Here is a 14,774-nt window from a genome sequence, read left to right as displayed (position 1 = left end):
TTCGCCGATCGGCATGAACGAAGAAGGGAAGAGGTGAAGGGGATGAAGCAGCTGGATTGGCTTCTCCGGGACTGCCTGAACGCGGCGACCGGAGAGAGGGTCCAGATCGGAATCCGGGACGGGAAAATCGCTTTCATGGAAGCCGGGGCAGGCGAAGGATCGACCGTCTCCGCCTCCCATAAGGCGGATAACGAGCTCGATGCATCCGAATATACCGCTATGCCGGGTCTGATAGAGACGCATATCCACTTGGACAAAGCTTTCCTGACGGAACGGATGCCGGGCGAAGCGGCGGACCTGAAGGAAGCGATCTCCATGACGGCGGAGCTGAAGTCGGGCTATTCGCCCGAGGACATCCTCTCCCGCTCGCGCAAGCTGCTGGACCGGGCATCCCGGTTCGGGGTTACTCGGATGCGAACGCAAGTGGAGATCGATCCGGTCCTGAGGCTGATGAGCTGGCATTCGGCGGTCGAGCTTAAGAAGGAATATGAGGGGAAGCTCGATCTTCAATTGGTGGCATTCCCCCAGGAGGGGATCTTCTGGCAGCCGGGGACGGCGCAGCTGCTCGAAGAGGCGGCAAGAGAGGGAGCGGACGCCATCGGCGGGGTGCCCTATAACGACAGGGATTCGCTCGAGCATCTCGAGTATGTGTTCCGGCTGGCGGAGAGCTTCGGCCTTCCGGTCGACCTCCACCTGGATTTCTCCGACGACCCCGAGCAGCTCGCCATCCTGGATGTCATCTCCCTGACGAAGAAGTATGGCCTTCAAGGCAGGGTGGCGGTCGGCCACCTGACCTCCCTGGGTTCGGCGGAGCTCGATACGGCCAAGAGGATCGCGGCGGAGATGGCGGAGGCGGACATTCACGTCTTTACTCTTCCGGCAACGGATCTTTACTTGAATGGACGTCAAGATACCTGCCGCATTCGCCGGGGGCTAACGCCGGTCCGAGCGCTGCTGGACGCGGGAGTGAACGTCTGCTTCGGCTCCAATAACGTTCGCAACGCTTTCACTCCGTTCGGCACGGGCGATCCGCTGGACATCGCGCTTCTTCTGGCGCAGACCGCGCATATGGGTTCGGCGAGAGAAGCGAGGCTGTTGGCGGACATGTGCACGACGAACGCGGCCAGGGCTCTGGGGAGCCGCGGAACCAAGGGGTTATTCCCCGGAGAGCCGGCTGACCTGGTTCTCGTCAAGGCGGATGGAATTCTGGACGTCATCTACGACCGTCCGAGAGAACGCCTGGTCTGGAAGTCGGGGGAACGGATTTATTAATGAATGCGCTCCATGGCGAATATATCCAAATGGAAGGCGGCTATCCCGCGCGGAAGCCGCCTCTTTTGAATTATTTTCACAAAAATAGGATGAAAAAACGTTATTATTCCTGACATAAGTATTGCGCATATGATAGTATCCTTCTAAAATGTTACTTAAACTAACATGAACGGAATGGGAACTTCCGAATCGGTTCGCGTTCATTCCTAGGAGGGCTATCTATGCATCTTACCGTCGAGCAGGCTTTATCCGTCTATCCCTTGTCCGAGGCGAAGCTTGTGGCAGGTCGAGCGGGAAGCAATCGAATCGTAAGGTCGGTTAATGTCATGGATGCACCTGACATCACGGATTGGATCAAAGAGGGCGAGATGCTGTTCACGACCGCTTATCTGATCAAGGACGACCCGGAAGAGGCGGCCGATCTGCTCGACAAGCTGGATAAGTGCGGAGCTTCGGGCTTCGGCATCAAGCTGGGGCGCTTCTGGGACTCCATTCCCGAGGCGTTGATCGCCCGGGCGGATGAACTGGGCTTCCCTCTCATTGAACTCCCCTTCCAATTTACGTTCTCCGATCAGATGAACGGCTTGTTCCATGAAGACATGAAGCGAAGCACCGGCATTCTTCAGGAGGTGCTCGACAAGCAGGTGAGGCTCATGCGGTTCGCCTTGCAGCCCGATCACATCCGGCAGTTGTTCGACTCGGTCGCCGAGGTCATCGGAGAGCCGATGGCCGTCGTCGGATCGAGAGGCCAGATGGTCTACAACAGCTCTGCCGTCCCGGACAACGAGCTGCTGTTCCAATGGCCCTGGCACCAGCATCACAGCTGGGTGAAGAACAAGTCGTGGCAAGCGTTCCGGGTTCCTCTCATGAAGCAATCGCAATGTACCGGCTTCGTCCTTTTCTTCACGCCGAGGGTCATCCTGTCCGCGATCGAAGAAAGCTTGTATTCGCAAGCGGCGGAGCTTCTATCCTACCACTTGAATTTCAATTATGAAGATTACTTTGAATTGTCTGTCCAGAAGGACCTTGGCTTGCTGATCAGACGCCACCTGAAGAACGGCCTCGCCATCGAGACGGTGAAGGAATACGCGGGACGGTGGGAGATCGATCTGATCGAACAGCCTTATCTCGGCGTTCTGATCGATTATCCGCAGTTGGCGTCGGTGGAGATTCGGCAGGAGCGGCTGGAGACGCTGAAGGCCGAAGTTCTCAGCCATTCCAAGCTCCAAGAACTCAAAGGCCTGCATATCGTCGTGGATGAGGGGCTGTTCTCTTTGTTCCCAAGCGGATCGGGCGAGGATGGGGATCTGATCGAGGCGGCGCTCGCTTCGTGCCTCTCGGGGCGGAAGCTGGAAGCGTTCGGGGAAGTGAAGATCGCGCTGAGCGGAAGAAAAAGAAAGCCGGAGCAGCTGGCTGAAGCGTTCCGGGAGTGCAGGGAGACGATGCGTTTGGCGGACGAGTGGGGCGTCGGAGAGCGTTTCGTGCGGTACGAGACTCTCGATCTCGCTTTCTTGTTCGAACACGTAACCCGCGAACGGATGCAGATGTATTGCGATCGCTGGCTGGGCGGACTGATGGGCAAGGATCCGGAATACGTGCTGGAGATGATGCGGACGCTGGAGACTTACCTCGACAACGACGGGCAGATGAACGAGACGGCGAAGAAGCTGTTTATCCATCGGAATACGGCGACCTATCGGATCGAGAAGCTCGGCGAGCTGCTGGACGTCGACTTCAAACGAATCAACGACCTGCTTCGCCTTAAGCTGGTCTTTCTCTTCCGCAAGTCGCTGAATCGCGAGGAATACGCGCAGCGAGCGATGAGGATCTGAGCGGAAGGAATAAAGAGAGAAGTACGGGGACTTATCGGAGTCAGACTCGTTCCCGCTAGACCTTAACTGGAGGTGCGACCTATGGCCAAGAAGCTGATACGCAATGCCATTATCATGACGATGAACGAGAACAACGACATCTTTACCGGGGATCTGCTGATCGAGGGGAATCGCATCGCCGGGATCGGCGACAATCTCGGGGCGGAGGCTGCCGAAGGGGGCGAGATCATCGAAGCGGGGGGCAAGGTGCTGCTGCCCGGCTTCGTGCAGACTCACATTCATCTGTGCCAGACGCTATTCCGCGGAAGGGCGGACGACCTGGCGTTGATCGACTGGCTGCGCGAGAGAATCTGGCCTCTGGAGGCGGCGCACTCGGAGGATTCGATCTATTATTCGGCCCTGCTCGGCATCGGAGAGCTGATCCGCAGCGGAACGACGACCATTCTCGATATGGAGACGGTCCATTATACGGACGCGGCTTTCCGGGCGATCGAGAGCAGCGGATTGCGGGCGATCTCGGGCAAGGTGATGATGGATCACGGAACGGAGGTTCCGCTTCCTCTTCAAGAGAAGACGGATCGTTCCCTGCAAGAGAGCGTCGATCTGCTTACGAAGTGGAACGGGGCGGCGAACGGCCGCATTCATTATGCGTTCTGCCCGCGTTTTGTCGTCTCTTGCACGGAGGAGCTGCTCGTCGGGGTTCGGGATCTATCCGCGCAATACGGGGTTCGGGTGCACACGCACGCTTCCGAGAACCGGGACGAGATCGCGATCGTGGAGGCGGAGCGCGGCATGCGCAACGTCGTTTATCTCGACCATATCGGGCTGGCGAAGCCGAATTTGATTCTGGCGCACAGCATCTGGCTGGATGAGGAAGAGAAGCGGATCATCAAGGAACGCGGCGTCAAAATCACTCATTGCCCGGGCTCCAACATGAAGCTGGCGTCCGGCATGGCGGAGATTCCCGATCTGCTCGGCCGCGGCATTCCGGTCGGGATCGGGGCGGATGGCGCTCCTTGCAACAACAATCTGGATATGTACCAGGAGATGCGCCTGACGGCGTTCATCCAGAAGGTTCAGCACGGCCCGACGGTAATGGATGCGAGGAAGGTGCTGCGCATGGCGACGATAGGCGGCGCCGAAGTGCTCGGTCTGGAGAAGGAGATCGGCAGCATCGAGGTTGGCAAGCTCGCCGATCTGCAGCTGCTCGACCTGGAAGACTTCCATGTCTATCCTTCTTATGACGCCGACCTGTTCTCGCGCGTCGTGTACGCGGCGACGAGAGGCGATGTGGATACGGTGCTGATCGACGGCCAGGTCGTCATGTCCGGCAAGCAGGTTCGGACCATCGACCGGGGAGTCGTGCTGAGAGAGGCGGATAAGTCGCTGAAGAGCTTGCTGGCTAGAATCGGTTAAGGTCTCTGACATCGGGTTTGGATCTGTAAAAAAATAGCTGTGCCGGGCACGGCGAGGGCGGAGGGACGGCGAATGGACGCTTACGAGATTCTGCGATATGCCGCTCTGGACGGCAGGCCCTCCGTACTGGCCACCGTCATCGGGGTGGAAGGCCACTCCTATCGCAAGACGGGGGCGGCCATGCTTCTGCTGCAGGATGGCGGAGAACTGGGGGGCATCAGTCCCGGCTGCCTGGAGTCCGACTTGAGGGAGCGGGTGGATTCGCTCCTGGCGACCGGGGAGACGGAACTGCTTTCCTATAACATGGAGCCGGAGGAAGACGCGATGTGGGGCGAGGCGATCGGCTGCGGCGGCAAGCTGCTGATTCTGCTGGAGCCTCTGGCGGGGGAGCTGGCGGCGCACCTTCGCTTCGCATATGAAGCGAATGAAGCGGGGCGGACGGTTTCTTTCATTAGAAAGAAGGCGAATGGCCGCATTCAATACGCGGTGAAGGCGCTTGAAGAAGACGGGACGGGAGCGCCGGAGGCGGGGGAATGGCTCTTCGAGCAGCGCTTCGCGCCGAGGGCGCGGCTAATTCTCTTCGGAGCGGGCGAGGACATGGATCCGGTCTTCCGGCTCGCGACGCGAATCGGTTTCAAGGTGGCGGTGGCCGACTGGAGAAGCCGGCTGCTGACCGCGGATCGATTCCCGGGGGCGGAGCTGGCGGCCGGCGGCGTCCCGTCGATCGTTCGAGAGCTCGGGATCGGCAGCCGCGATTATCTTCTCGTATGCGGCCATCAGCTGCAGAGAGACCGCGAGATGCTGGAAGCCGTACTTCCGCTTTCGCCGGCTTATGTGGGCGTCATGGGTTCGCGCAAGCGGATCCGGATGCTGTTCGACGGCTTGGAGAAGCCTTCGTTCGTTCATGCTCCGGTGGGGCTGGATATCGGAAGCGACGGTCCGGAAGAGATCGCGGTCAGCATCGCGGCCGAGCTTATCGCCGTCAGGCAATCTCGTGCGAGGAACCGCACGCCGGGAGGGAATTCTCGTGAGGGTAACGGCAATCTATTTGGCGGCGGGCATGAGCTCGAGAATGGGGCGACCCAAGCTGTCCCTGGAGCTTGCTCCTGGTAAACGGCTTGGAGCGGCGGCGTTAACCGAAGTGCTAGCCTGCGAGGAGATCGAACGAGTGATTGCCGTCGTTCGCGAGAATGACGGCATGGAATGGTGGCGCGAGGCGAAGGCGGGAGACTCTTTGGGGAGGCTGGAGGCGGTCGCTTGCCCGGATTCGCGCCTTGGCATGTCGTTTTCCATTCGCTGCGGCCTGGATCGTGCTCTTGCCGAAGACCCGGATGCCGTTCTGATCGTATTGGCGGATCAGCCTTTCCTCGCTTCTTCCGAGCTGACAAGCTTGGTGCGGTCGGCGCAGAAGGAAGAAGCGCTCGACTATGCGGCCTTCGGGCGGAGGGGGAAGGCTCATCCGCCTGTTTTGTTTAAACGCGCGATGTTCGCGGCGCTTGCCGGTCTTCGCGGAGACGAGGGGGCACGGAGGCTTCTTGCGGACGGCACATGGCGCGGAAAGCTGCTGGAGATCGACGCGGAACAATTCTTCGCGGACGTGGACACTCTTGACGATTGGCGGCGGGCTTCGTCCCGGTCGGCAGGGGAATCCCGCGATAGCGCCCCTGAATGAGGCAAGAATACTAAATTTCAGGGGTCATATGCCGGGTGAGAGATCGGTTTTCCTGTGAATATGTTATATAACATTACATAAAATCAGGGTAATAGGTGCATCGCGCACAATAAAAACCCGTACATTTCATTATTAAGTCCAATTCAATGTAAAGTAAGTTGACGCTATATAACCCTGAAAGTATATTGTAGATAAGTCATTCGTGCTTCCGTTCGAGAACCTCACCTGAGGGGCTGGAACGAACAGAACGCTCGGGTAACGGCGATTGCCGCAGCGGCAAGGGGCCGGTAAACCGATAGAGATGACAAAAAATAGGGAGTCGGGGAGGAAAAGTATGAAAAGAGTGAAAAGGTCGTGGTCTCTAAGTCTGGTTCTGGTGTTTATGATGGCAGCCGTTCTATCGGCCTGCGGTGGCAACAACAAGAATAACGCGCCATCGGGATCCGCATCCCCATCGGAATCGGCGCCGGCATCCTCGGCGGCAGCCAGCACATCTCCTTCCGCGTCGGCTTCCGGCAAGGGAATCGCGAACCCTCGCGTCGCGTTCGTGTATATCGGGCCTCCGGGAGACGGCGGCTGGACTTACCAGCACGATCTGGGCAGACAGTACATGGAGAAAGAGCTGGGCATCAAGGCGGATACGGTCGAGAACGTACCGGAAGGCGCCGACGCCGAGCGCATCATGAGCGAGCTTGCTCAGAACCATGACATCATCTTCGCGACAAGCTTCGGCTACATGGACTACACCCTGAACGTGGCGAAGAAATTCCCGAACGTTAAATTCGAGCATGCCGGCGGCTACAAGACCAACGATAACATGGCGACCTACTTCGGCAAGAACTGGGAAGCCAGCTATCTGAGCGGCATCGCGGCGGGCAAGACGACGAAGAACAATACGCTCGGATACGTAGCGGCATTCCCTATTCCTGAACTTATCTACAATATCAACGCCTTCACCCTAGGCGCTCAAAGCGTCAACCCGGATATCAAGGTCAATGTCGTATGGACGAACACCTGGTTCGATCCGACGACGGAACGCAATGCGGCCGTAAGCTTGCTCGACAAGGGCGCCGACGTGCTTCTTGCTTACCAGGATTCTCCGGCTTCCCTGCAAGCCGCGTCCGAGAAGGGCGCCATGGCGGGCGGCAACGACTCCGACATGACGAGGTATGCGCCTGACGCGTATCTGACGAACCCGATCTGGAACTGGGGTCCGTATTACGTGAAGAAGGTTAAGGCTCTCATGGACGGAACTTGGACGAACGAGCAATACCTCGGCGACTTCAAGGACGGAATGGTCGACCTTGCGCCTCTGGGCAAGAACGTCAACGCCGACGCCAAGAAGCTGATCGAGGACGCCAAAGCGAAGTTCATCAGCGGCGAGCTCAACGTCTTCACCGGTCCGATCGTCGACCAGAGCGGCAAGGAGAAGGTAGCTGCCGGACAAACGCTGACCGATGCGGAAGTGCTTGAGATGAACTGGTTCGTCAAGGGCGTAGAAGGAACGATCCCGCAATAAACCTGAGGCCTGTGCGGCTCATCCTTTCCAATCAAGAAATCCCTTCTCCAAGGGATTTCTTGATTTATCCCCCCGGAAGGCGATCTATCGTGGGCTCGCGAGGGGATGACAAGCCCTCTGAGGCACAAGGAGGAAGCTAAGATGAGAGAGACGTTTTCCCTAGAAATGAAGCAAATCGTGAAGCAATTCGGCAGCGTCATCGCCAACGACCATGTGAACTTCAACTGCAAACCGGGCGAAGTGCATGCCCTCCTCGGGGAGAACGGCGCCGGCAAGAGCACGATCATGTGCATGCTGTCCGGAGTGTATCGGCCGACAAGCGGCGACATCTACATCCACGGGGAGAAGGTCAAGATCCGTTCTCCTAAGGATGCGACGAAGCTTGGCGTCGGCATGGTGTTCCAGAACTTCCGCCTCGTCCAAACCTTAACCGCCGCGGAGAATATCGTGCTGGGCGAGAAGTCCTCCTTCTGGCGCGGTCCGAGATGGATGAAGAACAAGCAAGAGGAGATCGAATCCATCGCGAACCACTTCGGACTGACCTTCCCGGTCGACCGCCCGATCTGGCAGCTGTCCGTCGGAGAGCAGCAGCGCGTCGAGATCGTCAAGACGCTCTATCGCGGAGCGGAATTCATCATCCTGGACGAACCGACCTCCGTGCTCACCCCGGGCGAAGCCGATCAGCTGTTCCTGACGCTCGAGCAGATGAAGTCCGAAGGCAAGACCGTTATCCTGACGACCCACAAGATGAAGGAAGTCATGGCCGCCGCCGACCGGATCTCGGTTATGCGCAAAGGCCGCATGATCCATACGATCGACAAGTCCGATACGAACGAGAAAGATCTTGCCCGCCTGATGGTCGGCAGCGACTTCGCGCCGATCGAGATCCAGAGCAGAACCCGAGCCAGAGGCGACGTGCTTCTGAAGGTCGAGAACCTGGATGTCTATGCCGAGCATGGACGCAAAGCCCTTAACAATCTCAACCTGAACGTATACAAAGGCGAGATCGTGGGCGTTGCCGGCGTGGCCGGCAACGGACAGAGCGAACTGGCGGAAGTGCTGAACGGTCTCTGTTCCTGGAAGAAAGGCAAAATCACCTTCAATGGCGTCGAAATCAAAACCGCATCTGTGCGCGGAGCGATCGAATCCGGAATCTCCCACGTTCCCGAGAACCGGATGAAGAGCGGCCTCGCGGGCAGCCTCGGTGTTGTCGATAATCTGTTGTTCAAGTCCTACCGGTCGGAGGAACGCTCCAAGTTCGGCTTCCTCAAGATCAAGAGCAATCGCGATTGGTCCCAGCAGCTGGTCGAGCAATTCGACGTCAAGACGCCGGGGATCGACGCACCGGTTCGTCAACTGTCCGGCGGCAACCAGCAGAAGCTGCTGTTCGCCCGCGAGATCGACCGCAAGCCGGAGCTGATGGTCGCCGTTCACCCCACTCAAGGATTGGATGTGGGCGCGACGGCGGGCGTGCATCAACTGCTGCACGGGCTGAGGGACGAAGGCAAGAGCGTGCTGCTCATCTCGGAGGACCTTGAAGAGGTCATGCAGCTCTCGGACCGCATTCTTATCATCTATAACGGAAGCATCGTCGGGGAGATGACGCAGGAAGAAGCCAACCGCGAACGGATTGGCATGTACATGGCTGGCATTAGAGAGAAAGAGGAGGAAGCCGTATGAGCCATCAGCCTGCTTCCGGCACGATGCCGATAGATCAAGCGGCAAGCCCGGTTCGCCGCAAATTTTCCTTCCGGTTCGAGATCGATCCCGCGCGCAAGGAGAGCCCCTGGTGGATGACGATCGTCTCGATCGTGCTGGCCTTGCTGACTTGCGCCATCTTCATCGCCGCGAACGGCAAGAATCCATGGCTCGTCTACGAGAAAATGTTCCGAGGCGCGTTCGCGACCGAATTCGGCATTACCGAAACGCTGGTCAAAGCGATTCCGCTTCTGCTCTGCGGCCTCGGCGTCGCGATCGCCTACCGGATCTCGGTATGGAACATCGGCGCCGAAGGGCAATTCGTCGCCGGCGCCATCGGAGCGTCGGCGGTGACGATCTACTTCCCGGATCTGCCGATGATCGCAACGATTCCGCTGATGCTCCTGTTCGCCATCGTGGCGGGAGGAATCTGGGGAGCGTTAACGGCACTCCCGAAGATCTACTTCCAGGTCAATGAGCTTATCACTTCGCTCATGCTTAACTACATCGGGCTACTGCTTCTGGATTACCTCGTCTTCGACCCTTGGAAGGATCCGAAGGGCTTCAACTTCCCGGGCACGCCGATGTTCACCGACGCGCAGATGCTTCCGGTGCTGGGGGACACCCGCCTGCACTTGGGCCTCGTGTTCGCGCTCGTCATCGTTCTCCTGTACTGGTTCACGGTGAAGTACACCCGCTGGGGCTACGAGCTTCGCTTGATCGGAGCGAACCAGGACGCCGCCAAGAACGCGGGCATCAATATCAAGAAGCACATTCTGATCGTGATGATCATCAGCGGAGCGGTCGCCGGCATCGCCGGCATGAGCGAAGTATCCGGCGTAACGCACCGGCTGATGTACGGAATCTCGCCGGGTTACGGCTACACCGCGATCATCGTCGCATGGATCGCGAAGCTGAACCCGTTCGGGCTGGTCATCTCCTCCGTTCTGTTCGGCGGCTTGATCGTCGGCGGCTACAGCGTTCAGACGATGGGCCTGCCGTCTTCGATCTCCAGCATGATTCAAGGGGCGATTCTGTTCTTCCTGATCGCCGGCAATATGGTCAGCAAATTCCGGTTGCGCCGCAACGGTTAAGGAGAGGGTCGGATTATGGACTTACTAACGCAATTGCTAGTTGCCGCTATCTCTTCCGGCACCCCGCTGCTATTCGCGACGCTCGGCGGCATTCTGATCGAGAGATCCGGCATCATGCAGCTTGGCGCCGAAGGCCTCATGCTGATGGGGGCCGTCACCGCCTGCTTGACTTACATCCATACGGGCAGCCTGGGATGGACGCTTGCCGCCGTCTTCGTCGTAAGCGCGGCGCTGGGCTTGCTGCACTCCTTCCTGACCGTCACGCTGCGGACGAACCAGGTCGTCAGCGGCCTCGCGATGACGCTGTTCGGTTCGGGGCTTAGCGCTTACCTGGGCAAGTCGATTACGGGCACGCCGATTCCCGGCTCCGTTCCGAAGATCGATTTGAACTTCCTGAACGATGTTCCGGTTATCGGAGACATGTTCGCGCATCTCGACATTCTGACCTGGTTCAGCTTCGCGCTCGTGATCGCCGCTCATCTGTTTATCCACCGCACCTCTTTCGGATTGCATCTGAGAGCGATCGGGGACAATCCGGCAACGGCCGACGTCATGGGCATCCCGGTTCAGATTTTCCGCTATGGCTACATCATCGTCGGCTCGATGCTGATCGGCCTGGCCGGCGCGGACCTTCTCCTCGTCTACTCGCCGACCTGGATCGAGGGCATGACCGCCGGACGCGGATGGATCGCCGTCGCCCTGATTATTTTCGCCCGGTGGAATCCGCTCCGCGCCCTGTTCTGCGCCTACTTCTTCGGGGCCATGGATACGATCGGCTTCAAGATCCAGCTGATCGGAAGCGCGATTCCCTCGTATTTCCTGAAGATGATCCCGTACGTTGTCACCATTCTCGTCTTGATGTATCTCGGCTGGCGCAATCGCAACAAGCCTTCCGGTTCGCCGGAAGCGCTGGGAGTCCCGTATATTCGCGAGCAAAGATTCTAGTTAACGGATAGGAAGAAAAGGAGGGATGAGGGATGGCGATGAATCAAGAGGAACTCCTTCGCTCTCCTGCCGTCTGGCAGCCCCGCACCGTGGAGGAAGCGGTAGGCTTGAAGCAATCGCTGGGCGCGGACTCCGCCTATGCGGCGGGGACGACCCTGCTTCGTACGCAATGGGAGGCCGGAACGGCCGCCGTTCCGAAGCATCTGATCGATCTGGGGTCGATCGAGGACTTAAGCGGAATCTCCGAGACGGAGAACGGACTCCGGATCGGCTCGATGACCAGCCTGACGCAATGTCGCAATAGCGGGTTGGTCGGAGAGCGAGCGCCGCTACTTGCCGATGCCGTCAAAGCCATAGCCGGCTGGTCGGTACGCAACCTGGCGACCCTTGGCGGGAACGTAATGTATCGCGTCGGGGATTCCGTTCCCGCGCTGATTGCCTTGAATGCCGAGCTCGAATGGCGAGACGGCTCGCAGCTTATCCTCGAGAGCGCGGAGGAGTGGGCTTCCGCTCCTTCCGCTGCTTCTCGAATATTGACCGCCATCCGCATTCCCGGCGGAGACGGCGATCCGACTTCGAACGCAAAGCGATTCTACGCTTACCATAAAGTAGGAAGAAGAGAAGCTTTCACGCCCTCTTTGGTGACGGTTGCCATCCAGGGAACGCTGGAAGCCGACGGAAGCATCTCGGCGATTCGCATCGCCGCCGGAGGGGGCCAGACGACCCCTAGCCGGTTGACCCGGGCCGAGGAGCTTCTGTTGGGAGAATCCCTTCGCGCGGAACGTCTGCAGGAAGTGCATGAAGCCGTTCTGGACCAATATGCGCCGAAGGCCGATCCTTTCGCGACGGATCTCTATCGCAAGCAGACCGCCGCCAATCTCGTTGCGGCGGCGCTCTGGACGACATCGCAATCCACGGCCGCGAAAGGGTGATTCGAATGCTGCTTAATCGGGAATCAAGCGGAGAGCGCTGGCGAATTCGCCCGGACGGACCGGGGAAGGTCACCGGAGAGATGCCTTATTTGACCGATCTGTCGGCTCCGGGCATGCTCTACGGCATGGTGCTGAGAAGCTCTTGCCCGCATGCCCGGATCGTATCGATCTCTACGGAGAAAGCGAGAGCCTTGCCGGGGGTTCATGCGGTGCTGACGTACGCGGACGTCCCCGGGCTGAATCGATTCGGCATCGCTCATCCCGATCACCCCGTCTTCTGCGAGGACCGGGTGCGATTTATCGGAGATGCCGTCGCCGCGGTGGCGGCGGAGAGCGCCGCGATCGCTTCCGAAGCGCTTAAGCATATCGAGGTTCAGTACGAGGCGCTTCCCGTCTTGGACGATCCGGAAGAGGCGCTGCTCGAGAGCGCTCCGCAATTGCATGAACAAGGGAACATTCAGCATCGCAACGATTACCGCTACGGCGACCTGGAAGCGGGCTTCGCGGCTTGCGTTCATATCGTCGAGGAAACGTACCTGACGCCTAGGCAGATGCATACGTACATGGAGACCGAAGGAGGCCTGTTCATCCCGGAGGAGAATGGCAGGCTGACCGTCTATTCGCCGACCCAGCACGGCTTTATGGACCGCATGCAGCTGGCTCGCATTCTCGACCGGCCGGAGACGGACATTCGCATCCTCTCGAGTCCGATCGGCGGGTCGTTCGGCGGCAAGGACGAGCTGAATGTCCAGCCTTACGGGGCGCTGCTCGCGCTGGCGACCGGGAAGCCGGTCAAGCTGCATCAATCCCGCTGGGAATCGGTGCGGGCCGGCCTTAAGAGGCATCCGATGAAGATCGAGATGAAGACGGGCACCGACGCGAACGGCAAGCTTCTCGCGCATCAGGTCCGCATCGTCTCCGATGCAGGCCCATACTCGACGCTAAGCGCGGAGGTTCTCAACTTCGCGGTCGAGCACGTGCTTGGCCCCTATCGGTTCGGGGCGGCGGACGTGAGGAGCGTGTGCGTGTTCACGAACAACGGCATGTCCGGGGAGTTCAGAGGCTTCGGTGGCAACCAGGCGGTCTTCGCGATGGAAGGCCAGCTCGATCGGCTGGCGGAGATGCTGGGCATGGATCCTTGGAAGCTGAGGGAGATCAACCTTCGCAAGCCCGAAGACCCGGGGCCGCTCGGTCAACCGATCTCGCGGACGGACGGAGTTCGGCAGGTGTGGGAGGCGCTCGTAGAGAGCCGCTTATGGCAGGAGCGGGCGCATGAACAGTCGCAAACGGTTGGGAAGGCGAAGGAAGACTCTTCGCCGCCTTGGCTGAAGGTCGGCTACGGAGCCGCGTTCGTCATGCACGGCGCCGGACTGGGCGTCGGCATTCCGGACCCGGCCGGAGGCAGGCTTCGCTTGGCGAAGGATGGCAAGATCGAGGCGGTGTTCGGCTACGAGGAGTTCGGGCAAGGCTTGATCGCATCGATCGAGCAGATGCTCCTCGAGCAATACGGCTTCGCCGCCGAGGATCTTCGGATCGTTATCGGGGATTCCGATGTCGTTCCGAACAGCGGCTCCAGCACCGCCTCGCGATCGACCAGCATGCTGTGGCAATCGCTGCGCCGGCTGCGCGCGCCGTTCAAAGGAAAGCTTCGCTCGGAGGCGGCCGCGATTCTCGGGCTGCCGGAGGAGCGGATCAAACCGCTGGACGGAGGCATCCGCGACGTCGCGAGCGGAGAGCTTCTGCTCTCGTACTCGGAGCTGGCCGAACGGACCCAAGAGGAGATCGTCTCGGAGACGAGCTTCTTCTATCCGACATCTCCGGTCGAACGAGTAGGCGCGCACTTCATGTACTCCTACTCCTCCGTCGCCGTCAAGGTCGAGGTCAACACGCTTACGGGCCGAGTTCGCGTAGCGGATCAATTCCATGCCGTCGCCGCGGGGCCGGTCGTGAACCCGCAAGGGTATCTCGGCCAGATCGAAGGCGGAAGCGGGATGGCACTCGGGTTCACGATCACCGAGGACGCCGTCATGGAGAAAGGGCTCTACCTGACGAAGAACCTGGATACGTATCTCGTCCCGACGATAGCGGAGCTCAAGGGAGCCTTCGAGGTGCTGCCGATCGAAGAGCTGCCGGAAGGCGACGAGTACGGTCCCCGCGGCATCGGCGAGCTTGGCTCGGTCGGGCTGGCGCCGGCGATCACGCAGGCGATCTACGACGCGGTCGGCAAGCGCGTCACGAAGCTGCCGGTCAATCCGGAGCTTCTGCAGGAGAAGGTTGTTTTCTGACGAACCGTTTGAGGGTTTATTGGAATCTATGAGTTGGACTTAGGTGCTGCCTTTCGAGAGATAGGAACACCGGCTCGCCGTAACCCGACAAAATCGGGTTAAGGCCCCG

At 59.4% G+C, this 14,774-nt stretch carries 11 protein-coding genes; all 11 read left to right on the top strand.

The window, feature by feature from the left end; translation table 11 throughout:
- Positions 1-42: 42 nt before the first annotated feature.
- The 11 genes from ELR57_RS15205 (at position 43) to pucD (ending at position 14,665) form a co-directional block, all read left to right on the top strand.
- A complete protein-coding gene (locus tag ELR57_RS15205) occupies positions 43-1,272 on the top strand; it encodes an amidohydrolase family protein (protein WP_126959946.1) in 1,230 nt (409 codons plus the stop codon).
- Between the two features lie 221 nt (positions 1,273-1,493).
- Complete coding sequence (locus ELR57_RS15200; protein WP_126959945.1) at positions 1,494-3,104, top strand: PucR family transcriptional regulator; 1,611 nt, start codon at positions 1,494-1,496, stop codon at positions 3,102-3,104.
- Positions 3,105-3,185: 81 nt separating this feature from the next.
- On the top strand, positions 3,186-4,520 hold the full coding sequence (locus tag ELR57_RS15195) for a 5'-deoxyadenosine deaminase (RefSeq protein ID WP_126959944.1): 1,335 nt from the start codon (positions 3,186-3,188) through the stop codon (positions 4,518-4,520).
- 72 nt (positions 4,521-4,592) lie between these two features.
- Positions 4,593-5,633, top strand: a complete 1,041-nt coding sequence (locus tag ELR57_RS15190) for an XdhC family protein (RefSeq protein WP_126959943.1) — start codon at positions 4,593-4,595, stop codon at positions 5,631-5,633.
- Positions 5,548-6,192 (top strand): nucleotidyltransferase family protein, encoded by a 645-nt coding sequence (locus tag ELR57_RS15185; protein WP_126959942.1) that lies wholly within the window; start codon positions 5,548-5,550, stop codon positions 6,190-6,192. Before ELR57_RS15190 ends, ELR57_RS15185 begins: the two co-directional genes overlap by 86 nt.
- A gap of 334 nt (positions 6,193-6,526) precedes the next feature.
- Positions 6,527-7,711, top strand: a complete 1,185-nt coding sequence (locus tag ELR57_RS15180) for a BMP family ABC transporter substrate-binding protein (RefSeq protein WP_126959941.1) — start codon at positions 6,527-6,529, stop codon at positions 7,709-7,711.
- Positions 7,712-7,852: 141 nt separating this feature from the next.
- A complete protein-coding gene (locus ELR57_RS15175; RefSeq protein ID WP_126959940.1) occupies positions 7,853-9,391 on the top strand; it encodes an ABC transporter ATP-binding protein in 1,539 nt (512 codons plus the stop codon).
- 23 nt (positions 9,392-9,414) lie between these two features.
- The gene (locus tag ELR57_RS15170) at positions 9,415-10,503 is read left to right on the top strand and encodes an ABC transporter permease (protein WP_370452278.1); all 1,089 of its coding nucleotides are present in this window, start codon (positions 9,415-9,417) and stop codon (positions 10,501-10,503) included.
- Between the two features lie 15 nt (positions 10,504-10,518).
- Positions 10,519-11,448: an ABC transporter permease gene (locus ELR57_RS15165; RefSeq protein ID WP_126959938.1), complete on the top strand. Its 930-nt coding sequence runs from the start codon at positions 10,519-10,521 to the stop codon at positions 11,446-11,448.
- Between the two features lie 32 nt (positions 11,449-11,480).
- Positions 11,481-12,380 carry an FAD binding domain-containing protein gene (locus ELR57_RS15160; RefSeq protein WP_126959937.1) on the top strand — a complete coding sequence of 300 codons (900 nt, stop codon included), beginning with the start codon at positions 11,481-11,483 and terminating at the stop codon, positions 12,378-12,380.
- Between the two features lie 5 nt (positions 12,381-12,385).
- A complete protein-coding gene (pucD, locus tag ELR57_RS15155) occupies positions 12,386-14,665 on the top strand; it encodes a xanthine dehydrogenase subunit D (RefSeq protein WP_126959936.1) in 2,280 nt (759 codons plus the stop codon).
- The last annotated feature ends 109 nt before the right edge of the window (positions 14,666-14,774 follow it).

It is taken from the genome of Cohnella sp. AR92, from assembly GCF_003990975.1.
Lineage (GTDB): Bacteria > Bacillota > Bacilli > Paenibacillales > Paenibacillaceae > Cohnella.
Note: the sequence above shows the minus strand (reverse complement) of the source record. Positions and strands in the feature narration are given on the sequence as shown.

Coding starts and splice junctions, on each gene's coding strand:
- pucD (WP_126959936.1), top strand. CDS start 12,386: ATGCTGCTTAATCGGGAATCAAGCGGAGAGCGCTGGCGAATTCGCCCG.
- ELR57_RS15160 (WP_126959937.1), top strand. CDS start 11,481: ATGGCGATGAATCAAGAGGAACTCCTTCGCTCTCCTGCCGTCTGGCAG.
- ELR57_RS15180 (WP_126959941.1), top strand. CDS start 6,527: ATGAAAAGAGTGAAAAGGTCGTGGTCTCTAAGTCTGGTTCTGGTGTTT.
- ELR57_RS15170 (WP_370452278.1), top strand. CDS start 9,415: ATGCCGATAGATCAAGCGGCAAGCCCGGTTCGCCGCAAATTTTCCTTC.
- ELR57_RS15195 (WP_126959944.1), top strand. CDS start 3,186: ATGGCCAAGAAGCTGATACGCAATGCCATTATCATGACGATGAACGAG.
- ELR57_RS15165 (WP_126959938.1), top strand. CDS start 10,519: ATGGACTTACTAACGCAATTGCTAGTTGCCGCTATCTCTTCCGGCACC.
- ELR57_RS15205 (WP_126959946.1), top strand. CDS start 43: ATGAAGCAGCTGGATTGGCTTCTCCGGGACTGCCTGAACGCGGCGACC.
- ELR57_RS15200 (WP_126959945.1), top strand. CDS start 1,494: ATGCATCTTACCGTCGAGCAGGCTTTATCCGTCTATCCCTTGTCCGAG.
- ELR57_RS15190 (WP_126959943.1), top strand. CDS start 4,593: ATGGACGCTTACGAGATTCTGCGATATGCCGCTCTGGACGGCAGGCCC.
- ELR57_RS15175 (WP_126959940.1), top strand. CDS start 7,853: ATGAGAGAGACGTTTTCCCTAGAAATGAAGCAAATCGTGAAGCAATTC.